The organism is Thauera propionica, from assembly GCF_002245655.1.
GTDB classification, from domain to species: domain Bacteria; phylum Pseudomonadota; class Gammaproteobacteria; order Burkholderiales; family Rhodocyclaceae; genus Thauera; species Thauera propionica.
Map to the genome: position 1 here is coordinate 152,759 of NZ_NOIH01000015.1, position 18,994 is coordinate 171,752.

Below are 18,994 nucleotides of genomic sequence, written 5' to 3' on the forward strand. Positions count from 1 at the left end.
CGCAGAGCCGACATCGCAGCGCGGTGCGCGCTGTCGCCCCCGATCCACTGGGACCGGAAATTCTCATCCATGCCACATCCGGACGGCGGTGAGGTTTCGGGTGCTGGGCATGGAATGTGTTCTCCGGAAGATGCTGCTGTAGAAAGCCTGCGGCGTGCGTCGTTGCGCAACCGGGGCGAAACCTCGGGGAACCGCAGAACCCGATCACGAGTCCGAACTGCCGAATAGTTCAAGCAGGGTCTATTGGTCATGAAGGACAAACGACGGGCTACCCTGGAACGGATTGCCGGGGCGCGACTGGCTTCGATGAACGGTACGATGGCCGACGCCGTGGGTCAAAGCAATCGGCAACGCATGGTCTGGTTGAGCCTGCTGGCAATGCCACTTCTTGTTCCGGTGGCGCTACCGGGGATGGCTTCGGTGGTGGGCGCTTTTTCCATTCTGATCGCGTTCGGGCTTCTCAGCGGCCAGCCCGTGCCCTTGCCCGCCTGGCTTGCCAGACGAGAGATGAACGATCGCGCCCGGATGCTGCTCGAGCGCATGACGAGCCGGGTCATCCAGGTCATCGCACGGTGGGGACGACCGCGCATGCTGCGCTTGAGCGACAAGCCCGCGCGCGTTGTTAACGGGTTGATGCTCTGCGCCGCGGGACTGTCGATGATGGTCCCCGTCCCCATCATCAGCTTTGACAACGTGCTGCCGGCTCTCGCCATCGTCTTGATCTCCTGGGGGCTGCGTCTACGTGACGGCCTGATGTTGGTGGCCGGTTATCTGGTGACGCTGGCCGCGGTCGCTTCGGTCGGGCTGCTGTGGTGGGGCGGCACGGTCGCCGCCACCGAACTGCTGTCACTGATGGGCCTGACTTTCAGCCAGTAACCTCAACCGCCTCAACCGCCTCAACCGCCTCAACCGCCTCAACCGCCTCAACCGCCTCAACTGCGGATGAGCAACGAAGATCGAATACTCACCGTTCCACGTCAATTCGAAGAATTACACCAACATGAAAACGATCATCTGGATCCTGTTTTTCGTGACTCTCGCCGCGTGGACGGGAATGACGGCGATCACTGTTCATGTCGTCGACTGGGTTGCACATAAGTCGGGCACTGCGCTTCAGAACGACCTCAGTACGGTTCTCGACGCAACAACGCTGCCGTCCTGGTTAGCACTGTGGATTGACCCCACCTGGCTCGAATCTATCCAGGCGGGTCTCGTCGCCACCAACGAAGGGGTCCGTCAGATCATGCCTTGGCTTGCCGCAGGCATGGAGTGGCTCAACCCGCTACTCTGGACGCTCTGGGCGCTGGGCTCCCTGAGCTTGCTGATCATCACGGTTATCGGACACCGACTGCTTGGTTCGTTCTTCCCGGCAAATCGCCCGAGTCCCCCCGGCATCAATGGCTGATCTCGTTGGGCGAACTTCTTGAGTACATCCCGCAAGGTCGACGGATGCGCCGGGCTGCAGCACGGATCGCAGCACAAGGAATCGCGAAGCCAAGGGGACGTCGAGAACGCTCCGCCGGCATCACACCGGCTGGGCAAAACTGCATGGCAGCACGGCAATGAGCACCGACCAATGTCGGCGCCCTGGGCACAAGATGGGCAACGCACCCAAGATGCAAAAAAGCCAACCACCTTTAAGTGATTGGCTTTAATGACTTTTTTGGTTGCGGGGGCCCGATTCACGACCAAGAGACGAACGCTGGTCTCGTAGCGCGATCGCAAATCCCAGAAGCCACAAGCCGCCTACCTTGGCGGCTTTTTTGTGTCCGCGCCGTGCTCCGCGAGCATGAATGGGGGCGCCATGCGTAGGCGTTTCTATAATTTGTGGGGGCTTCGGAAAAAGGTAACCAAGGTAACCAGCAGACAAAAACGGACCGAAAACCCGCGCCGATACAGGATTTAAGCGATTTGCAAGAAGGTAACTTATAGGTAATCAGAGAGTAATCAGGTTACCTCTACTTTCTGTCACCTCGCCATAAATCCCGCCCTTACAAATCAAGCACTTGCGGCTGATTACCTTTGACGTTACCTCTCGTGACCTCTCAAAGGTAATCAGCGGCGGCCATATATATCAAAGGCTTACAGATCGATTCAGCGACCGGTTACCGTGGTTACCTTTTTCAGCAGACCCACCCCGGAAAACTCGTATATCCGCCCTCCTCCTAGGCGATCGAAAACGCCTGCAGTCCGCGCCCCTTATGGCTTCTGCCCCGCTTGATACAGTTGAACGAACCGTTCCGAGGCCCGCACCATCACCCACCGACGCGCCAGACCGCCAGGCGGGGCGCCACATCACGCCGATTGAGGCGACGAACGATTTCTATTGCCCGAAGCGGGCAGGCGGGGCGGGGTGCCGACGGCGCGCGCTGGGGGTCTGGGGTGGGGTTTCTTGCGGCGCTGGGCAGGGGCGAAAAAAAGCCGCCCAGGGGGCGGCGGTGGCGCTCTGAGCGGCTTGGGCTGGGCTATGGCGTGGGGAGCATCAGCGTGTCGTTGCGGCCGCTGCTGGTCGGCGTGGTGCCGCTGGGAAGGCTGTAGGCATCGAAGGCGATCACCTCCTCGCCCAGCCACTCGTTGAGCTCGAGCATGCGAGCCTGCAGTGGGGCAATCTCGTTGCGGGCGAAGACCTCGGCGGCCTTGCTGGCGTCGCCGAAGCCGGCGGTGTTGTTCGGGATGATGCCCATGAGCTGGGGCGGCACGCGGTGGGCTGCGAGCATGTCGTCGCGGGTCACGCCCTTGATGTTGAAGAACTCGTCCTTAGCGGCGACCTCGGCCACAGGGATGATCTGGATGCCCTCCTTCTTGCCGTTCGGCGCATAGACGAAGAGGTTGCGGAAGTTGCCCGGCCCCTTCGAGGCCTTCAGCGCCTCGCGCAGCGCGTCGATGTCTTCAGGGTTCTGCGCGGCATCCGTCATGTACATGATGAAGCCGGCGTGGCTGCCGTTGAGGTAGTACTTGCGCCGGAAGAGCGTACTGCTCTCGTTGAGCCAGGCGGACTGCAGCGCGCTGAGGTACTCGGGCAGGCCATAGACCTCCTGATTGGGGTCGGGCTCGTACAGGTGGAACACGGCGCCCGGCTGAAACTCGTGCTCCTGCATGTAGCCGCGGACGAAAAAGTACTTGTCCAGGCGCTCCGACGATCGGCGGGCGAACTTGGCCGGCACCGGATCCAGCCGCAGCAGCCGGCCCGATCGCGCGCGCAGCCGCTCGAGGTAGGCGTTGCCGAAGATGAGGTAGTCCAGGGCGAAGCGAGAGAATGCCGCCCGCGACAGCGCAGGGTGCGGCCGGAAGGTGCTGGCGAGCACGTTGCGCTTAAAGTAGAGCGGCGAGCTGTGGTGCACCGCCGCCCGGAAGCTGCGGGCCAGCGCGTCGAAGCTCACGGGCGGCTCGTACCAGCGGCCCATGTTTGCCGCCTCGAGGTAATCGAGGATCTCGCGCCCATCGAGCACCGGCACCGGATCGCCGAAGGTGAAAGCCTGTGCGCCTGGTGCGGCAGCAACGACCGCGCCTTCGGCGGCCTGCGTTGTCTGGTCCATCTTAGGAAATCTCCATGAAGCCGCTGTTGGCAGCCGTTACGCCCTCGAGGGGCTCGTTGAGTAGCGCGTGCATCGTTGCCCACGCGATATCGGCATGGCTGGCGTCCTCGCTGCGGCTCGCCTGGTAGGTCGCCTGTCGGCCGCTGGCGGTCATCGCCTTGCGGATCGCCATGAAGCTCGCCGGGATGTCGGTGTAGCCGGCGTCCCACTCCAGGCGCCCCTTGCTGATCACGTCCTGCGCCTTGAGCACCATCCGCGTCTTGAGCTCGACGTTGTACGAGTAGCTCACCGCATCCGGCCTGAACTGGTTCACCAGCTGGAACACACCAATGCCCAAGCCCGACACATCGATGCCGATGAATGTCACGTTGAAGCGCGCGCAGGTCTTGCGGATGAACTCCGCCTGGTCGGCGAAGTCCGCGCCCTTGAACTGGTGGCGCTCGAGAATGCGGAACTTGCCATCCGGCACTGCAGGCGGCGCCAGCACCACCAGGGCAGCGCTATCGCCCGTGCTGCTCGGGTCATACCCCAGCCACACCGGGCGAGCACCGAACGGCCGCGGCATGAACGGCTTCCAGTCCGTCCAAAGCTCCCAGCTATCCACCCCACAGCGCTGCAGCACCGAAAGCGGGAACACGCTGTTGCCGTCATCCATGAACTGGCACATGAACAGCTGCGCGAACTCGTCGGGCGAGTACTCCCGCCTGAGCTGGTCGATATCGAACAGGTCGCACCCGCTCGCCTGCGCGTCCTCAATCGTCACGATCTGGCGCCACTGGCCGTCGGCGCAATGCACGCCACGGGCAAGCGCCTGGTGCGACACGTCGATGCTCACCCGCTCCGCCTTCGGTCGGCCGCGGTTGAACAACGCCCCCGTCCAGAACGGATACGCCTCGTGCGAGATCGCCGACGGCGTGCTGAAGTAGGTCTGCCGCCACCGCTTTTGCGACGCCATGCCCGACGCCACCTTGCGCAGCTCCTGGTAGCGCGGGATCCAGAAAACCTCATCCACGTACAGGTTGCCGTGGTAGCTCTGCGCGGTGCGCGAGTTCGTGCCGAGGAAGATCAGCTCGGCATCGTTGAACAGCTTGATGTTTTCGCCGCGCAGCTCGACGTCGACCTCCTTCGCAAAGTCCAGGATGTACGACCGGAACTGGAAGGCCTGCGACTTCGATGCGGAAAGGAAGATCTGATTACGCCCCGTCCTCAGCGCATCCACCAGCGCCTCACGCGCAAAGAAGAAGGTCGCCCCGATCTGGCGTGACTTCAGGATGTTGCGGATCCGCTCCGCCAGGCCCGCGTCGTACCAGGTGCGCTGATAGCCGAACATGCCGGCCTCGAGCTTGCGCACCAGCTCGTCAATCTCCTCCTCGCTGAAGAAGTTGCGCGACGGCTTCTTCTTCGGCCCCGCGTTGCGGTTGGCCACGGTGGGGTTCAGGTCCGCCTCGTTGCCGCCAGCCTCGTACCGTCGCACGCGCGCCATGCGCTCGATCTGGCGGCCCAGCAGGTCAAGCTCCTTGAAGTCCCGCCCCTCCTTCGCCTCCTTCGCCACTAGCACCGCCCAGCGCAGCTCCAGCGCGCTCTCCATCCGCACCATCGTGTCCGCATCGTCCCAGCGCATTCGCGCCTTCCAGTTGCGGACCGAGTGATACGGCACGTCCAGGTGCTCGGCGATCGCCGTCAGCGACCAGCCCTGCCAGTACAGCGCCCGCGCACGTCGGCGCGGGTCGATATCGTCAGCAGAGAAAGGGGGCGGCGCCAGCGCCGGCAGGCCTGGCGAATTGGCGGTACTCGCAGTCATGGCCGCAACACTGCCCGCCGCGCGCGCGCGAAAGTTGCCGCGCATGTTCTAGCGCACGCAGCTCAAAACCGGGCGTCATTGGGCGCCATGCCGCGCGCGTCGATCATGGCCGCAATCCCGTACCCGAGGCAACGCCAGCCATGGCAGCAAAGAGCAAATTCTTCCGAGTCGGCACCGAAGGCGACACCACCGACGGCCGCAAGATCGAGCGCAGCTGGATCCAGGACATGGCCGCGCACTTCAACCGCGACCTGTACGGCGCCCGCGTCTGGCTCGAACACCTGCGCGGCCTCTACCCCGACAGCACCTTCCGCGCCTACGGCGACGTCATCGCCCTCGAAGCCCGCGAAGTCGAAGACGGCAAGCTCGCCCTGTTCGCGCAAATCGACCCCACCGACGACCTGGTCGCCATGAACAAGGCCCGGCAGAAGCTCTACACGAGCATGGAAGTCGACCCCAACTTCGCCCGTCGCGGCCACGCCTACCTCATCGGCCTCGCAGTCACCGACACCCCCGCCAGCCTCGGCACCGAAATGCTCGCCTTCTCGGCCGCCAACCCCGACGCATCCCCCCTCAAGGCCCGCAAGGTCTCCCCGGACAACATCTTCACGGCCGCCATCCCCACCACCATCGAATTCGAGGACGAAATGGACCCGAAGAACCCGCAGAACAAGCCCGCCGCCACCACCACCCCGCCGGCCGAAGACAAGACCCTCCTCGCCCGCATCAAGGAACTCGTCGGCGTCAAGCCCGAGCCCCAGCCCGCCCCGGCAGCGCCCCAGTTCAGCGCCGACGACATCGCCGGCAGCTTCACCGCCCTGGCCGAAGCCCACGCCAAGCAAGTCGCCGCATTCAGCGCCGCACGCACCGAAGACGCCGCAACCATCAAGGCCCTGCAAGACCAGGTCACCGCCCTCACCGCCGGCCTGGAAGAAGTCTCCAAGGCCTTCGACGCCTTCCGCGCCCAGCTCGACGCCGAACCCGCCCCCAACAACCAGCGCCCGGCAGCAACCGGCGGCGACGGCAAGGTCGTCACCGACTGCTGACCGCCCACGGCCGCCACACCCAACACCAGAACCCGCCCCCGGAGCCCACCCATGCGCCTCGAAACCCGCCAGGCCTTCAACGCCTACCTGCAGCAGATTGCCCAGCTCAACGGCGTCCCGTCCGCCGCTGAAAAGTTCGCCGTCACCAACCCCGTCCAGCAGACGCTCGAAAGAAAGATGCAGGACACGTCCGACTTCCTGCAGCGCATCAACGTCGTGCCGGTCACCGAGCAAATCGGCCAGGTGCTCGGCCTGGGCGTCAGCGGCCCCATCGCCGGCCGCACCGACACTACCGGTGCAGACCGCTCAACCACCGACGTCAGCGCGCTCGATGGCATCGACTACGTCTGCAAGCAGACCAACTACGACACCCACATCCGCTACGCCACGCTCGACCTCTGGGCCAAGTTCCACGACTTCCAGACCCGCCTGCGCGACGCCATCCTGCGCCGCCAAGCGCTCGACCGCATCATGATCGGCTTCAACGGCACCAGCGCCGCCGCCACCACCAACAAGGGCACCAACCCCCTGCTGCAGGACGTGAACATCGGCTGGATCCAGAAGTGGACCGCCGACAAGCCCGCCAACGTCGTCACCGGCGGCGCCACGGCTGGCACGGTCAAGGTCGGCGCCACTGGCGACTACAAGAACATGGACGCCCTCGTCTACGACGTCGTCAATAGCCTCATCGACCCCTGGTACCGCATGGACCCGGGCCTCGTCGTCGTCATCAGCCGCGACCTGCTCGCCGACAAGTACTTCCCCATGCTCAACCAGTCGCTCGCCCCCAGCGAGCAACTGTCGGCCGACCTGGTCATCAGCCAGAAGCGCATGGGCGGCCTGCAGGCGGTCGCCGTGCCGTTCATGCCCACGAACGCGCTCATGGTCACCACCCTGGACAACCTCTCCATCTACTACCAGGAAGGCGCCCGCCGCCGCACGGTCATCGACAACGCCAAGCGCGACCGCATCGAGAACTACGAGTCCTCCAACGACGCCTACGTCGTCGAAGACTACGGCCGCGGCTGCGTCGTCAAGAACATCGCCCTGGTGTAACCACCGCCGCCGCCCCGCAACGCCCGGCCGCCACCGCCGGGCGTTGCCCCACCGGAGTCCGCCATGCGCCACAACCGCACCCCGTATGACGGCGAGCCCACCACCCAGGCCGCCATCACCCCCGCCCGCGCCCACCTGCAGGCCCACATCGCCGCCGCCCGTGCCGCCGCCGAATCCGGCGACCGCATCGACCCCGCGCTTGCCAACGGCTACGAGCTCATGCTCGCCCAGCTCGCCGAGCACCGCCGCCAGCTCAAGCAAATCCAGTCGGTCGAACGCAAGATCGAGCACAAGCGCAAGCTGCTGCCCGAATACGCCCCATACATCGCCGGCGCCCTCGAAGCCAACCGCGGTGGGCAGGATGACGTCCTCGTCACCCTCCTCGTCTGGCACATCGACTGCGGCCAGCTCGCCACCGCCGTCCCGCTCGCCGCCTACTGCATCGCGCACGGCCTCGTCATGCCCGACCACTACCAGCGCAGCGTCGCCACCCTGGTTGCCGAAGAAGCCGCCGAGCTCGCCCTGCGCCAGCTCGCCGCCGGCGAAGCCGCAGACGTTGGCGCGCTCGAAACCATCCAGGCCATGACCGCCAGCAGCGACATGCCCGACGAAGTCCGCGCCAAGCTCGAAAAGGCCATCGGCTACGCCCTGCGCGACACCCACCCCGGCGTCGCCCTCCTGCACCTCGAGCGCGCCCTGCAGCTCAACGCCAAGGTCGGCGTCAAGAAAGACATTGAGCGGCTCCAGCGCGAAATCAAGAAAGCCACCGAAGCCGAACCCGCGCAGGTCGGCGCCCTTGTGCAAGACCGCGCAGCCCCCGGCGGCGACTTCACCGTCGTGCAAAAGGGCGCCGACTTCGACGTCATCCCCAACACCGCCGGCAGCGCCCCCGCAGCCGGCTAACCGAGCGTACCCCGCAGCCTGGCGGCGGGCGTGGGCCAAGGGGTCCGACTCCTCCCCTGTAACCCACGCCCCCACCGCCACCTACCCCGCACCGGAGCCCCGCACACCATGAACATCGTCCGCCGCGCCCTCGTCGCCCTGCTCGTCACCGTCGCCGCACTCATCGGCAGCCTTGCGCCGACCGTCGCCACCGCCGCCGACCTCACCAACTACGGCGAAAACAAGACCCTCGACGCCCTCTTCCGCGGCCAAACCCTCAGCGCCCCCGCAAGCTGGCACCTCGGCCTGTACACCGACACCTGCACCGACGCCGGCCCTGGCACCGAAGTCTCCACCTCCGGCACCGCCTACGCCCGCCAAGCCGTCGCCGCCAGCCTCACCGCCTGGGCAGGCACCCAGTCGGCCGGCAGCACCACCGCATCCACCGGCACCACCGGCACCACCAGCAACAACGCGGTCATCAGCTGTCCCGAATCCACCGCAGCGTGGGGAACCATCCAGTCCGTCGGCTTCAACGACGCCAGCACCGCCGGCAACCGCTGGATCTGCATCAACCTCAGCGCCCCATTTGCCGTCAGTGGCGCCGGCATCACCGTCAAGTTCAACGCCGGCACCCTCACCTTCCAGATCGACAACTGATCGCGCAGGCCACGCCGCCATGACCCGCATCGCGCTTGCCGCCTACACCCCGCACCGGCCCCAGGACGCCCTCGGCCACCTCACCGCCTGGTGGACCGACCGCAACCCCGCGCGCCGCACCCCACCCGGGCGCCCGCCGGTCTCGCACGTCGAGGTCGTCATCGACGGCATGTGCCACAGCAGCAGCCTGCGCGACGGCGGCGTGCGCCGCAAACTCATCGACCTCGACCGCCCCCACTGGCGCGTCATCCCCATCACCTGGCGCAGCCCCGATGCCGCCCTCAAGGTCTTCGCCCGCCACAACGGCGAGCCCTACGCCTGGGGCGACCTCATCGCCCAGCACGTCCTGCGCCTGCCCATCGACTTCCGCGGCCCCACCTGCTCCGAGCTCTGCGCCCTCATGCTCGGCATCCCGCGCGCCGAGCGCATCGACCCGGCGTGGCTGACGGACTACTGCGAATCCCGAAGGACAACCCCATGACGCCCGCCCAACAAGCTGCGCTCGAAGCCCTCGTCGCCCGCCCGCTCACGGCGGGCGAAGTCGCGGCAATCGACCCGCTATTGCCCAACCGCAACGATGTAAAGATTGCAGCACTGCTCAGCACCGGACGCACCCGTCTGCGCTCACACATGATTGGCATCGGCACCATCCTTGCCGAGCTGGCACCAGCAGGCGGCGCCTTCCTCGACGCCCTCGAGCAGATCGGCGCCACCGACCCCAACGTCAAGTGGCTGCTCAAGCTCATCGAGCGCGGCGCTTTTGACGTCGGCCTCGCCGCCAGCCGCGCGCAAATGCAGGCCTACGCCACCGCCATGCCCGACATTGCCGGCGGCATCAACGCACTCCTGCAGCTCGGCACCGAACCCGACCCCATCGACTACAACTCCGTCAGCCGCGCACTCAACATCGCAGAAGGGAGGGCCGTGCTATGAGCGGCGAAACAACGGTCGTCTTCGGCACCACGAAAACGCTCGAAGCCAACGGTGCAGCGATCGCCAACGGCGCCGTCGTGCAGGCCGACGACGCCAGTTACGACCAGGTCGCAGACGGCGCCGGCTTCATCTACGCCGACTTCGTCCTGTCCTTCGCCTTCGCCACCGCGCCCACCGAAAACGCCGTCCTCGCGCTCTACGCCCGCCCGCTCGACATCGACGTCACCGCCGACGCCGAGGTACCCGAGGCCACACGCCCCACCATGTTCATCGGCTCGGTCCCGGTGAACAACGTCACCACCACGCAATACGCCACCCTCATCGAGCGCCAGGTGCCAGCAAAGGCCGAGTACTACCTGCACAACAGTGGCACTGGGCAAACCGTGTCCGCTGGCTGGACGCTCAAGGTCACCCCGCGGAGCTACAAGGCGGCTGCGTAAATGACCGCCATCATCATCCCGCGGCGCCATCATCGACAGCCGCTATCCGCACACCGCATTGACTGGGCTAACCCGCTCACGATGGGGCTGCACAGCGCCGTCGTTGCGGGAAACCTGCGGGATCTTGTCTCTGGTGAGCTGCTGACGACAGTCCGCCCGGAATTCATCGTCGACGTTCCTGATGCGGCCGGGGTGGCCACTGATGTCAGAGGCACAACAACCAGCGGAACTGTCTCGCTAACCGTCCCTGCGAGCGGACTGTCTACCCGCTCTTTCACGTTTGCGGCAGGAATCAACCGCGTCTCCGGCAACGGGGTGGGCGGCCGTGCGGGCTTGTCGAACATCCTGCTATGGCATGTGTCTGGTCAGTGGGATCTACGCCTGGGCGGCACGAACTACACGCAGGCAGGCATAGCGAACCCGGAAACGTGGTACGACATTGCGATAACTGGCAGCCCAAGCGCCGCTCGGCTGTACGTCGACGGTGAAGCCGTTATCGCCGGCGGGGCTCCGGCAGCAGGCACGATGTCAGATTTCGTCCTCGGCTCTGACCCCGGTGGCGGCGGAAGCTGGAATGCCGCATTCACCTGGCTCGCCTTCTGGCGGAGGGATCTTTCTGCGGAAGAACTCGCCGAGGTCCGTCGCAACCCGTGGCAGCTATTCCGCGCCGAGCCCCTGCGCATCTACAGCTTGCCCAGCACCGGCACCGAGCAAGCCATCGCCGCATCCGGCACCGCCACCGCATCCGCCACCGCCCAGCTCGCCGCCTCCATTGCGCTGGCCGGCGTCGGCGTCGCCCTGGCCAGCGGCAGCGGCACGCTCTCCGGCACCCAGTCCGCGCCCATCGCGGCAGACGGCGCAGCCACCGCATCCGGCACCGCCGCCCCGCGCATCGACATCACCCTGTCCGCTCTGGGCCTTGCCGTGGCCACCGGCACCGCCACGCCCGATGCAGCCACCGCCGGCAGCCTCGCCGCATCTGGCGCCGCCACAGCAACCGGCAGCGCCGGCCAGGTCGCCAGCGTCACCATCGCCGCCGAGGGCCTTGCACAGGCCGCCGCCACGGCCGGCCTGTCTGCAAACATCCTGCGCGCCGGCGCCGGTGCAGCTCAGGCCGCAGGCAATGCCGCACTCGCCGCCCAGCTCGCCGCGCTCGCCCAGGGCGCAGCGCAAGCCAGCGGCACGGCCAGCATCGCCGCCACGTCCGACGGCTCGCTGCTCGCCGCCGGTGGGGCCACCGCATCCGGCACCGCCGCCCTGGTGCTCGAGGTGCGCCTGCAGGCAGCCGGCAGCTCGGCGGCCAGCGGCAGCGCCGCGCCCACCACCGGCACGGCCGGCAGCCTCGACGCCCCCGGCGCCGGCTTGGCCACCGGCGCCGCACAGCTCTCCGCCATCGTCACCCTCACCGCCGCAGGCTTTGCCCACGCCATGGGCGCAGGCGCCGTCACCCTGCAAGTGCCGCTCGCCGCCTTCGGCTCGGCCGAAGCCAGCGGCACCGCCGTCATCTACCAGCCCCCCGCACTGCTGCGCCTGGCTGCCACTGCCCAGCGCATCGGCACGCTGCTGGCCGGCGTGCGCCCCGTCGCTACCCTCACCGCGAGCGTCCGCCATGTCTGACCCCTGCCGCCTGTCGCCCCCGCCGCCCTTCCTCCTGGGCGACGCCGCCCGCGTGTCCCTCGTCATCGCCGGCCCCGACGGCGCCCACGCCGACCCCATCAGCCTCACCCTGCGCACCCTCAACCCGCAGGGCGCCGCCACAACGCTGCGCTACCCCGACGACGCGGCCATCGTCCGCGACGCGCTGGGCCACTACCACGCCGACATCGTCCTCACCCAGCCCGGCACCTGGTACTGGCGCTGGCAGTCCGGCCACCCCAGCCTGGGCGTTGCCGAAGGTCGCATCACCGTCCAGCCGTCCCGCTTCGACCCGGAGTAACGCCCCATGTCCTTCGTCGCCACCACGCCCCCGCGCTTCGAGCACGAGCCACCCATCGCCAACGACGGCTTCTGGCCCGACATCGACCCCGCCGAAGCCCGCACACGCATGCGTATCGACGGCACCGTCACCGCGGCCCGCCTGCGCGCCGCGCTGGTCGAAGCCATCGCAGCCACCAACGCCCAGCTCACCGCCTGGCAAGCCATGCAAATCGCTGCCGGCCACGCCACCCTCGCTGCCGTGCCCGCGCCCAGCATCGACGGCACCAGCGCCCACGTCCACCGCTACCAGCGCGCCGTCGCCTGCACCGCCGCCGCAAATCTCATCGAGCGCCACCGCAGTTTCGACGCCACAAACGACGGCCACCAGTACGCCGACAAGCTCGAAAGCCCCATCGACGACCTGCGCCGCGACGCCCACTGGGCCATCGCCGACATCCTCGGCCGCGCCCGCACCACGGTGGAACTCATCTGATGGCAGCCGCCGCCACCCAAGTCCGCAGCGTGCAGGGCGACACCGTCGACCTCATATGCTGGCGCTACTACGGCCGCACCGCCGGCATCACCGAGCAAGTGCTCGAGGCCAACCCCGGCCTGGCAGATCTCGGCGCCGAGCTGCCCATCGGCACCCTCGTCACCCTGCCCGCACAACCCGCCACCCCCACCCAGGCCACCCGCCTGCAACTTTGGGACTGATCATGCTCAAACTGGGCAGCCACGGCGCCGCCGTCCGCACCCTGCAGGCCCTGCTCAAGGCCGACGGCGCACGCATCGCCGTCGACGGCTGGTTCGGCCCCGCCACGCTTGCCGCCGTGCGCGACGCCCAGCGCCGCTACGGCCTCGTCATCGACGGCATTGCCGGCCCCAAGACGCTCGCCGCCCTGCAGTCAGACCACCGCACCCCGCGCCACCTATCCGCGCTCGACCTCGAGCACGCCGCGCAAGACCTCGGCGTCCCGCTCGCCGCCGTCCGCGCCGTGAATGAGGTCGAATCCCGCGGCACCGGCTTCCTGCCCGACGACCGCCCCGTCATCCTCTACGAGCGCCACATCATGCACCGCCGCCTCAAGGCCCGCGGCGTGCAGCCCGACACCCTCGCCGCCCTCGTCGCCCGCCACCCCGACCTCATCAACCCCCAGCGCGGCGGCTACCTCGGCGGCACCGCAGAACACGCCCGCCTCACCGCCGCCAGCCGCATCCACCCCGACGCCGCCATCGAATCCTGCAGCTGGGGGCTGTTCCAGATCATGGGCTGGCACTGGCAGGCCCTCGGCTACGCGAGCCCCCAGCGCTGGGCCGAGCTCATGAGCACCACCGAGGGCTACCAGCTCCGCGCCTTCGTCGCCTTCGTCCAGGCCGACCCCGCACTGCACGCCGCCCTGCGCGAGCTGCGCTGGGCCACCTTCGCCCGCCTCTACAACGGCCCCGACTACCGCGCCAACCTCTACGACGTGCGCCTGGCGCGCGCCTACGCCCGCTACGCCCTCGAGGGCGACATGCCCATCGCCGCGCCCCCCTCGTCGACCACCCCCGCCACCGCCTGACCCAGGAGCCCCAATGTGCTGCCCGCCCACCTCGACATCGTCATGCCTGCCGCTGCTCGCCTCAAGATCCTTGCCCTTGGCCTGCTGGCTCTCGCTGCTGCTGCCGGCCTGGGCGCTGTCGCAGGCTACCGCCACGGCGTGGACGTTGAGCGCGGCCGCCATGCGATCGGCAAGGCCGCTACCCTCGAGCGCGCTGCTCAAGATGCACGTGCGCTCACTGCGGCTGAGTCCGACCGCCGGCAAGCGGCAGCCCTACACGATGCGCATGTCGCCGCTGCGGCTCGTGCCGCGCGCATAGAGGGCCAAGCCCATGCACTGCAAACCGCTCGCCCTGACGATCGCCACCTGTCTGCTGACCACCTCGTGCGCCTCGAGGCTGCCATCGGCATCGCCAACCACGGCACCGCTACCGCCGCCGGAAGCCTGCATGGCCCCGTGCCCAACGCTGCCCAGCCCGCCCGCCCCGGCAACCCAAGCCCATGACAAGCCCGGCCGCATCCCAGAATCCGCCCTTGTCGTCTGGCTGCACGACCTCATCGATGCCGCCGGAACCTGCCGTCGCCTGCACGACACCTGCCGCGCCAGCCACCCCGGCCTGCCAGGCGGCAGATAACCCGCCCGACGACGGCTGGCAGCGCATCGGACTCGGCCAGATCGGCCGCGGCCCCTACCGCATCAGCAAAGCCTTCGTCGATCGCCGTCACATCGGCATCAGCCCCATCTACCACCTCTTCCACCGCTTCGCCTTCCTCGGCGCGTTCCCAGAAATCGCCCAGGCCAAGCACTACGCCACCACCCACGAGGCCCGCCATGCTTAAGCCCGCCAGCCTGCGCGCCGCGCTCGAATGCGCCCTCCCCGAGCTCGCCGCCAACCCCGACCGCCTCATCATCTACATCGACGAAGGCCGCATCCACAGCCGCTACGGCGACAGCCTCAGCTTCGAATACCGCTACCGGCTCAACGTCGTCATGCTCGACTACGCCCACCACGCCAGCGCCGCCATCGTCCCGCTGCTCGCCTGGCTGCGCGTGCACCAGCCCGAGATCGGCCTCAACCCCGACTTGGCCGACCAGGCCGTCACGTTCGAGGCCGAGATCCTCAACCACAGCAGCATGGACTTCGCCGTCCGCCTGCAGCTCTCCGAGCGCGTCATCGTCACCCAAGACCCCGCAACCGGCGAAACCCACGCCCGCCACGTCGGCGAGCCCGACCCGGCCGGCTCGGAACTGGGCGCACCAACCGGCCCGTGGGAGCTCGTCTTCGTCAAACCCAACACCGCCCCCGGCTGGACAACGCCCACCCCCGCCCCGGTGTAAGCATGGCCACCCTGACCTCCCCCCTCGAAGCCTGGCTGCGCACCGTGCTGGCCAGCGCCGCGCCCGCCCAGCGCCGCGCCCTCATGCGCAACCTGGTGCAGCAGCTGCGCCGCAGCCAGGCCGACCGCATCGCCGCCCAGCGCAACCCAGACGGCAGCCCCTTCGAACCCCGCAAGCCACAGCCCACGCTGCGCGAAGCCCGCGGCCGCCTGCGCCGCACCATGTTCGAGCGCCTGCGCACCCCATCGCACCTCAAGGCCAGCGCCACCGCAGAAGCGGGCGAACTCCACATCAGCGGCGAATCCGGCCGCATCGCCCGCGTGCATCAGTTCGGCCTGCAAGACCGCGTGCAACGCGGCCGCGGCCTCACCATCCGCTACCCCGTGCGCGAGCTGCTCGGCTTCACCGACGACGACAAGCGCGACACCCTGCAGGCCCTGCTCGAGCACTTCACGCCACGTTGATCGGCATGGATCGGCATGGATCGGAATAGATTGGTTTTGACTGGCGCCGCGAAGAACCGCCCCACCGGCCAGCGTCGCGCGCGCGCGGCATCCTGCCGCCCATGCACCCCGACACCGCCCACCTCGACACCCTGCGCCGGCTCGACAACCTCGTCCGCCTCGGCCGCATCGCCGCCGTCGACCACGACGCCGCACGCTGCCGTGTCCAGACCGGCGGCAACCTCACCGGCTGGCTGCCCTGGCTCACCCAGCGCGCAGGCACCACCCGCACCTGGTGCCCGCCAACCGTCGGCGAGCAAGTCATCATCCTCAGCCCCAGCGGCGAGCCCGCCGGCGGCATCGTGCTCACCGGCCTGTACTCGGAGCTGGTGGAAGCTCCGAGCACAACGAGCTCCGAGCACATCACCGACTACCCCGACGGCGCCCGCATCACGTACAACCACGCCACCGGCCACCTGCACGCCAGCGGCGTCAATACCGCCACCCTGCAAGCGGCCGTAAAGGTCACCATCGACTGCCCGCACACCCACTGCACCGGCAAGCTCACCGTCGACGACCTCCTCACCTACGGCAACGGCATCACCGGCACCGGCGGCAGCAACGGCAACGTCATCACCGGCCCGCTCACCCACACCGGCGGCAACCTCAGCAGCAACGGCATCGTCCTGCACACCCACAAGCACACCGGCGTGCAGTCCGGCGGTAGCCAGACGGGGACTCCGCTATGAGCTACCAGGGCCTCAACGCCGCCACCGGCCGCCCCATCGCCGACCTCGAGCACATCCGGCAAAGCATCGCCGACATCCTCGCCACGCCCGTCGGCACCCGCGTCATGCGCCGCAGCTACGGCAGCCTGCTGCCCGAGCTCATCGACCAGCCCATGCACGGCGCCACCCTGCTGCGCCTGGTCGCCGCCACCTACCACGCCCTGCTGCAGTGGGAGCCGCGCGTGCGCATCACCCGCGCCCGCTTCGCCCCCGACGCCACCCAGCCCGGCCGCATCGTCGTCGACCTGCAGCTCGTGCGCACCGACCAACCCGGCGCCGAGCTTGCCCTCGCCGTGCCGATCGCCTTCGCCTGAGCCCGGCCATGACCACGCTGATCGACCTCTCCCTGCTGCCCGCCCCCAACGTCATCGAGCCGCTCGACTACGAGACCCTGCTCGCCGACCGCAAGGCCCGCCTGCTCGCCCTGGCCCCCACCGCCCAGCAGGCCGATCTCGCCGCCGTGCTCGCGCTCGAATCCGAGCCCCTCACCCAGTTCCTGCAGGAGACTGCCTACCGCGAGCTGCTGCTGCGCTCCCGCATCAACGACGCCGCTCGTGCCTGCATGCTCCCCTGGGCCACCGGCGCCGACCTCGACAACCTCGGCGCCCTCTACGGCGTCACCCGGCTCACCATCACCCCGGCCAACTCCGCCACCGTGCCGCCCACCCCCGCGGTGCTCGAGCCCGACGCCGACTTCCGCCGCCGCATCCAGCTCGCCCCAGAAGGGCTCACCGTCGCCGGCAGCCGCGGCGCCTACCTGTTCCACACCCTGTCCGCCGACGCCGACGTCAAGGACGCCAACATCAGCAACCCCACGCCCGGCCTCGTGCGCGTCGCCGTGCTCTCGCGCACGGGCAACGGCACCGCCCCCGCGCCGCTGCTCGGCGCCGTCAATGCCGCCCTCAACGCCGAAACCGTCCGCCCCCTGTGCGACAGCGTCGATGTCGTCACCGCCACCGTCATCACCTACAGCATCACCGCCACCATCAACGTCCTGCCGGGCCCCTCGCCCCAGGCCGTGCTCGACGCCGCCCAGGCCGCCGTCGAGGCGCTCGTCGACGAGCTGCACCAGTGCGGCCGCGACGTCACCCGCTCTGCGCTCTTCGCCGCCCTGCACCAGCCCGGCGCCCTGCGCGTCGACCTCACCGCCCCCGCGGCCGACATCGAGGTCGAACCCGACGAGGCCGCCTACTGCACCGGCATCACGCTCAGCCTTGGCATCACCGGCGAGTAACCCGGCATGACCGACCGCAGCCTGCTCCCCCCATCCGCCACGGCACTCGAGCGCGCCATCACCGAGGCCGCCGCCCCGCTCGGCGCGCTGCCAGTGCCGCGCCTGTGGGACCCATGGGCCTGCCCCGCGGCCGCACTGCCCGCGCTCGCCTGGGCCCTATCTGTCGATGAGTGGGATGACGCCTGGCCCGAAGAGGTCAAGCGCCAGGTCTGCGCCGACTCACTGCCAGTGCACGCGCGCAAAGGCACCGTGGACAGCGTGCGCCAGGTGCTGCGCTCGGTCGGCCTCATCGACGAGGCGCGCGGCTACACCGCCCACATCGTCGAAGGGATCAGCGCCTTCGTGCGCGACGGCACCGCCACCCACAACGGCACCCGCACCCGCGGCGAGACCGCCGAATGGGCCGCTTATAGCGTCACCCTCAACCGCCCCATCACCATCGCACAGGCCGCCCTCGCCCGCCGCCAGCTCGACGCCACCGCCCCCGCGCGCTGCACCCTCGACGAACTCACTTTCACTGCCACCGCCTGGCTGCGCAACGGCACCCGCCTGCGCGACGGCACCATCACCTACGGAGCAGCCTGACCATGGCCAACCTCACCGAAACCCCAACCTACGAGGCGGGCATCTATCGCTTCGAAACCACCGACCCCGTCCAGGGCGGCCCCGGCGGCATCGACAACCTGCCCACCAACCAGCTCGCCAACCGCACGGCGTGGCTCAAGGCACAGGTCGAAGCACTCGCACTCGAAATCGCGGCGATCGAATCCGGGTATGCCACCGCCGCAAGCCTTGCCGGGCACACCGGCAACACCAACAACCCGCACGGCGTCACCAAGGCGCAAGTGGGTCTGGGCAGCGTGCTCAACTACGGCATCGCCACCCAGGCAGAGGCAGAAGCCGGTGAGACTGACTCAAAGTACATGACGCCGCTGCGGGCCTGGCAATCGTTCACGAAATGGCTCAAGGCCGCCACGGAAAGCGTGGCCGGCGTACTGCGCATTGCTTCGCAGGCAGAGACAAACGCCGGGACAGCGGATGATCGGATCGTCACGCCCAAGAAGCTGCGGATGGGGTTTTCGATCAGTCTGGCCGCCAATGGGTACATCGTTTTCCCGACGTGGATGGGCGGCCTGATCATTCAATGGGGGATCTCTCCGATTGGGCCGTCTGCAAACGGCATTGCAACCCTGACATTCCCAATCAGTTACCCAACAGCATTCTTGACTGGCGTGGCAAGCGACGTCTCGAACGACCTCAACAAGAACTGCATCGGCGTGGTCGCGCTGTCGCAGTCTCAAATGCAGCTGAGCTGGTCAAGGGTCTACGGCACCGGGACTCAGAACGCCCGCTGGATCGCGCTGGGATACTGAGCGCAT

General features: G+C 68.1%; 25 protein-coding genes. 23 read left to right on the forward strand and 2 right to left on the reverse strand.

Translation table 11 applies throughout. The features are described from left to right. Positions 1–249: 249 nt before the first annotated feature. Together CGK74_RS13600 and CGK74_RS13605 are read left to right on the forward strand one after the other, a co-directional pair. On the forward strand, positions 250–876 hold the full coding sequence (locus tag CGK74_RS13600; protein ID WP_240498724.1) for an exopolysaccharide biosynthesis protein: 627 nt from the start codon (positions 250–252) through the stop codon (positions 874–876). 124 nt (positions 877–1,000) lie between these two features. Continuing rightward, positions 1,001–1,405, forward strand: a complete 405-nt coding sequence (locus tag CGK74_RS13605) for a hypothetical protein (RefSeq protein ID WP_094268986.1) — start codon at positions 1,001–1,003, stop codon at positions 1,403–1,405. A 1,060-nt stretch (positions 1,406–2,465) separates the two neighbouring features. Here the strand turns inward: CGK74_RS13605 and CGK74_RS13610 are convergent. Continuing rightward, on the reverse strand, positions 2,466–3,536 hold the full coding sequence (locus CGK74_RS13610) for a phage portal protein (RefSeq protein ID WP_094268987.1): 1,071 nt from the start codon (positions 3,534–3,536) through the stop codon (positions 2,466–2,468). A gap of 1 nt (position 3,537) precedes the next feature. Next, the gene (locus CGK74_RS13615) at positions 3,538–5,337 is read right to left on the reverse strand and encodes a terminase ATPase subunit family protein (protein ID WP_094269138.1); all 1,800 of its coding nucleotides are present in this window, start codon (positions 5,335–5,337) and stop codon (positions 3,538–3,540) included. A gap of 140 nt (positions 5,338–5,477) precedes the next feature. On the opposite strand from CGK74_RS13615, the gene CGK74_RS13620 reads away from it, so the two are divergent. The 21 genes from CGK74_RS13620 to CGK74_RS13720 all read left to right on the forward strand — a co-directional run bounded on the left by CGK74_RS13620 (position 5,478) and on the right by CGK74_RS13720 (position 18,988). Continuing rightward, positions 5,478–6,383 carry a GPO family capsid scaffolding protein gene (locus CGK74_RS13620; RefSeq protein ID WP_094268988.1) on the forward strand — a complete coding sequence of 302 codons (906 nt, stop codon included), beginning with the start codon at positions 5,478–5,480 and terminating at the stop codon, positions 6,381–6,383. 51 nt (positions 6,384–6,434) lie between these two features. Continuing rightward, entirely contained in the window at positions 6,435–7,439 is a 1,005-nt protein-coding gene (locus CGK74_RS13625; protein WP_094268989.1) for a phage major capsid protein, P2 family, read from the forward strand. 63 nt (positions 7,440–7,502) lie between these two features. After that, entirely contained in the window at positions 7,503–8,342 is an 840-nt protein-coding gene (gpM, locus tag CGK74_RS13630) for a phage terminase small subunit (RefSeq protein WP_094268990.1), read from the forward strand. A gap of 108 nt (positions 8,343–8,450) precedes the next feature. Beyond that, the gene (locus CGK74_RS13635) at positions 8,451–8,981 is read left to right on the forward strand and encodes a phage tail fiber protein (RefSeq protein WP_094268991.1); all 531 of its coding nucleotides are present in this window, start codon (positions 8,451–8,453) and stop codon (positions 8,979–8,981) included. A gap of 19 nt (positions 8,982–9,000) precedes the next feature. Further along, a complete protein-coding gene (locus CGK74_RS13640) occupies positions 9,001–9,462 on the forward strand; it encodes a hypothetical protein (protein WP_094268992.1) in 462 nt (153 codons plus the stop codon). Beyond that, positions 9,459–9,914 (forward strand): hypothetical protein, encoded by a 456-nt coding sequence (locus tag CGK74_RS13645; RefSeq protein ID WP_094268993.1) that lies wholly within the window; start codon positions 9,459–9,461, stop codon positions 9,912–9,914. Before CGK74_RS13640 ends, CGK74_RS13645 begins: the two co-directional genes overlap by 4 nt. Then, positions 9,911–10,354 carry a hypothetical protein gene (locus CGK74_RS13650; protein WP_094268994.1) on the forward strand — a complete coding sequence of 148 codons (444 nt, stop codon included), beginning with the start codon at positions 9,911–9,913 and terminating at the stop codon, positions 10,352–10,354. Before CGK74_RS13645 ends, CGK74_RS13650 begins: the two co-directional genes overlap by 4 nt. Before the next feature lie 81 nt (positions 10,355–10,435). Then, positions 10,436–11,971 carry a LamG domain-containing protein gene (locus CGK74_RS13655; RefSeq protein ID WP_240498737.1) on the forward strand — a complete coding sequence of 512 codons (1,536 nt, stop codon included), beginning with the start codon at positions 10,436–10,438 and terminating at the stop codon, positions 11,969–11,971. Next, positions 11,964–12,290 (forward strand): hypothetical protein, encoded by a 327-nt coding sequence (locus tag CGK74_RS13660; RefSeq protein WP_094268996.1) that lies wholly within the window; start codon positions 11,964–11,966, stop codon positions 12,288–12,290. Before CGK74_RS13655 ends, CGK74_RS13660 begins: the two co-directional genes overlap by 8 nt. 6 nt (positions 12,291–12,296) lie before the next feature. Continuing rightward, entirely contained in the window at positions 12,297–12,764 is a 468-nt protein-coding gene (locus CGK74_RS13665) for a head completion/stabilization protein (RefSeq protein ID WP_094268997.1), read from the forward strand. Next, a complete protein-coding gene (locus tag CGK74_RS13670) occupies positions 12,764–12,985 on the forward strand; it encodes a tail protein X (protein WP_094268998.1) in 222 nt (73 codons plus the stop codon). Before CGK74_RS13665 ends, CGK74_RS13670 begins: the two co-directional genes overlap by 1 nt. Positions 12,986–12,987: 2 nt before the next feature. Beyond that, positions 12,988–13,833 (forward strand): N-acetylmuramidase domain-containing protein, encoded by an 846-nt coding sequence (locus CGK74_RS13675; RefSeq protein WP_094268999.1) that lies wholly within the window; start codon positions 12,988–12,990, stop codon positions 13,831–13,833. A 15-nt stretch (positions 13,834–13,848) separates the two neighbouring features. Further along, a complete protein-coding gene (locus tag CGK74_RS18800; RefSeq protein WP_133091861.1) occupies positions 13,849–14,316 on the forward strand; it encodes a hypothetical protein in 468 nt (155 codons plus the stop codon). Positions 14,317–14,372: 56 nt separating this feature from the next. Beyond that, a complete protein-coding gene (locus tag CGK74_RS13685; RefSeq protein WP_094269001.1) occupies positions 14,373–14,651 on the forward strand; it encodes a hypothetical protein in 279 nt (92 codons plus the stop codon). Then, positions 14,644–15,150, forward strand: coding sequence for a phage tail protein (locus CGK74_RS13690; RefSeq protein WP_094269002.1), 507 nt, complete (start codon positions 14,644–14,646; stop codon positions 15,148–15,150). Before CGK74_RS13685 ends, CGK74_RS13690 begins: the two co-directional genes overlap by 8 nt. Before the next feature lie 2 nt (positions 15,151–15,152). Further along, the gene (locus CGK74_RS13695) at positions 15,153–15,614 is read left to right on the forward strand and encodes a phage virion morphogenesis protein (RefSeq protein WP_094269003.1); all 462 of its coding nucleotides are present in this window, start codon (positions 15,153–15,155) and stop codon (positions 15,612–15,614) included. 101 nt (positions 15,615–15,715) lie between these two features. Continuing rightward, positions 15,716–16,342, forward strand: coding sequence for a phage baseplate assembly protein V (locus tag CGK74_RS13700; RefSeq protein ID WP_094269004.1), 627 nt, complete (start codon positions 15,716–15,718; stop codon positions 16,340–16,342). Further along, positions 16,339–16,695: a GPW/gp25 family protein gene (locus CGK74_RS13705; RefSeq protein ID WP_094269005.1), complete on the forward strand. Its 357-nt coding sequence runs from the start codon at positions 16,339–16,341 to the stop codon at positions 16,693–16,695. The genes CGK74_RS13700 and CGK74_RS13705 overlap by 4 nt, the downstream gene beginning before the upstream one ends. Before the next feature lie 8 nt (positions 16,696–16,703). Next, the gene (locus CGK74_RS13710; RefSeq protein ID WP_094269006.1) at positions 16,704–17,615 is read left to right on the forward strand and encodes a baseplate assembly protein; all 912 of its coding nucleotides are present in this window, start codon (positions 16,704–16,706) and stop codon (positions 17,613–17,615) included. A gap of 6 nt (positions 17,616–17,621) precedes the next feature. Beyond that, positions 17,622–18,200 carry a phage tail protein I gene (locus CGK74_RS13715; RefSeq protein WP_094269007.1) on the forward strand — a complete coding sequence of 193 codons (579 nt, stop codon included), beginning with the start codon at positions 17,622–17,624 and terminating at the stop codon, positions 18,198–18,200. A 2-nt stretch (positions 18,201–18,202) separates the two neighbouring features. Next, complete coding sequence (locus CGK74_RS13720; RefSeq protein ID WP_094269008.1) at positions 18,203–18,988, forward strand: gp53-like domain-containing protein; 786 nt, start codon at positions 18,203–18,205, stop codon at positions 18,986–18,988. The last annotated feature ends 6 nt before the right edge of the window (positions 18,989–18,994 follow it).

What these genes read in the sequence shown, in the direction of transcription:
- CGK74_RS13600 (WP_240498724.1), top strand. Translation starts at nt 250, where the DNA reads ATGAAGGACAAACGACGGGCTACCCTGGAACGGATTGCCGGGGCGCGA.
- CGK74_RS13605 (WP_094268986.1), top strand. Translation starts at nt 1,001, where the DNA reads ATGAAAACGATCATCTGGATCCTGTTTTTCGTGACTCTCGCCGCGTGG.
- CGK74_RS13610 (WP_094268987.1), bottom strand. Translation starts at nt 3,536, where the DNA reads ATGGACCAGACAACGCAGGCCGCCGAAGGCGCGGTCGTTGCTGCCGCA.
- CGK74_RS13615 (WP_094269138.1), bottom strand. Translation starts at nt 5,337, where the DNA reads ATGACTGCGAGTACCGCCAATTCGCCAGGCCTGCCGGCGCTGGCGCCG.
- CGK74_RS13620 (WP_094268988.1), top strand. Translation starts at nt 5,478, where the DNA reads ATGGCAGCAAAGAGCAAATTCTTCCGAGTCGGCACCGAAGGCGACACC.
- CGK74_RS13625 (WP_094268989.1), top strand. Translation starts at nt 6,435, where the DNA reads ATGCGCCTCGAAACCCGCCAGGCCTTCAACGCCTACCTGCAGCAGATT.
- gpM (WP_094268990.1), top strand. Translation starts at nt 7,503, where the DNA reads ATGCGCCACAACCGCACCCCGTATGACGGCGAGCCCACCACCCAGGCC.
- CGK74_RS13635 (WP_094268991.1), top strand. Translation starts at nt 8,451, where the DNA reads ATGAACATCGTCCGCCGCGCCCTCGTCGCCCTGCTCGTCACCGTCGCC.
- CGK74_RS13640 (WP_094268992.1), top strand. Translation starts at nt 9,001, where the DNA reads ATGACCCGCATCGCGCTTGCCGCCTACACCCCGCACCGGCCCCAGGAC.
- CGK74_RS13645 (WP_094268993.1), top strand. Translation starts at nt 9,459, where the DNA reads ATGACGCCCGCCCAACAAGCTGCGCTCGAAGCCCTCGTCGCCCGCCCG.
- CGK74_RS13650 (WP_094268994.1), top strand. Translation starts at nt 9,911, where the DNA reads ATGAGCGGCGAAACAACGGTCGTCTTCGGCACCACGAAAACGCTCGAA.
- CGK74_RS13655 (WP_240498737.1), top strand. Translation starts at nt 10,436, where the DNA reads ATGGGGCTGCACAGCGCCGTCGTTGCGGGAAACCTGCGGGATCTTGTC.
- CGK74_RS13660 (WP_094268996.1), top strand. Translation starts at nt 11,964, where the DNA reads ATGTCTGACCCCTGCCGCCTGTCGCCCCCGCCGCCCTTCCTCCTGGGC.
- CGK74_RS13665 (WP_094268997.1), top strand. Translation starts at nt 12,297, where the DNA reads ATGTCCTTCGTCGCCACCACGCCCCCGCGCTTCGAGCACGAGCCACCC.
- CGK74_RS13670 (WP_094268998.1), top strand. Translation starts at nt 12,764, where the DNA reads ATGGCAGCCGCCGCCACCCAAGTCCGCAGCGTGCAGGGCGACACCGTC.
- CGK74_RS13675 (WP_094268999.1), top strand. Translation starts at nt 12,988, where the DNA reads ATGCTCAAACTGGGCAGCCACGGCGCCGCCGTCCGCACCCTGCAGGCC.
- CGK74_RS13685 (WP_094269001.1), top strand. Translation starts at nt 14,373, where the DNA reads ATGCCGCCGGAACCTGCCGTCGCCTGCACGACACCTGCCGCGCCAGCC.
- CGK74_RS13690 (WP_094269002.1), top strand. Translation starts at nt 14,644, where the DNA reads ATGCTTAAGCCCGCCAGCCTGCGCGCCGCGCTCGAATGCGCCCTCCCC.
- CGK74_RS13695 (WP_094269003.1), top strand. Translation starts at nt 15,153, where the DNA reads ATGGCCACCCTGACCTCCCCCCTCGAAGCCTGGCTGCGCACCGTGCTG.
- CGK74_RS13700 (WP_094269004.1), top strand. Translation starts at nt 15,716, where the DNA reads ATGCACCCCGACACCGCCCACCTCGACACCCTGCGCCGGCTCGACAAC.
- CGK74_RS13705 (WP_094269005.1), top strand. Translation starts at nt 16,339, where the DNA reads ATGAGCTACCAGGGCCTCAACGCCGCCACCGGCCGCCCCATCGCCGAC.
- CGK74_RS13710 (WP_094269006.1), top strand. Translation starts at nt 16,704, where the DNA reads ATGACCACGCTGATCGACCTCTCCCTGCTGCCCGCCCCCAACGTCATC.
- CGK74_RS13715 (WP_094269007.1), top strand. Translation starts at nt 17,622, where the DNA reads ATGACCGACCGCAGCCTGCTCCCCCCATCCGCCACGGCACTCGAGCGC.
- CGK74_RS13720 (WP_094269008.1), top strand. Translation starts at nt 18,203, where the DNA reads ATGGCCAACCTCACCGAAACCCCAACCTACGAGGCGGGCATCTATCGC.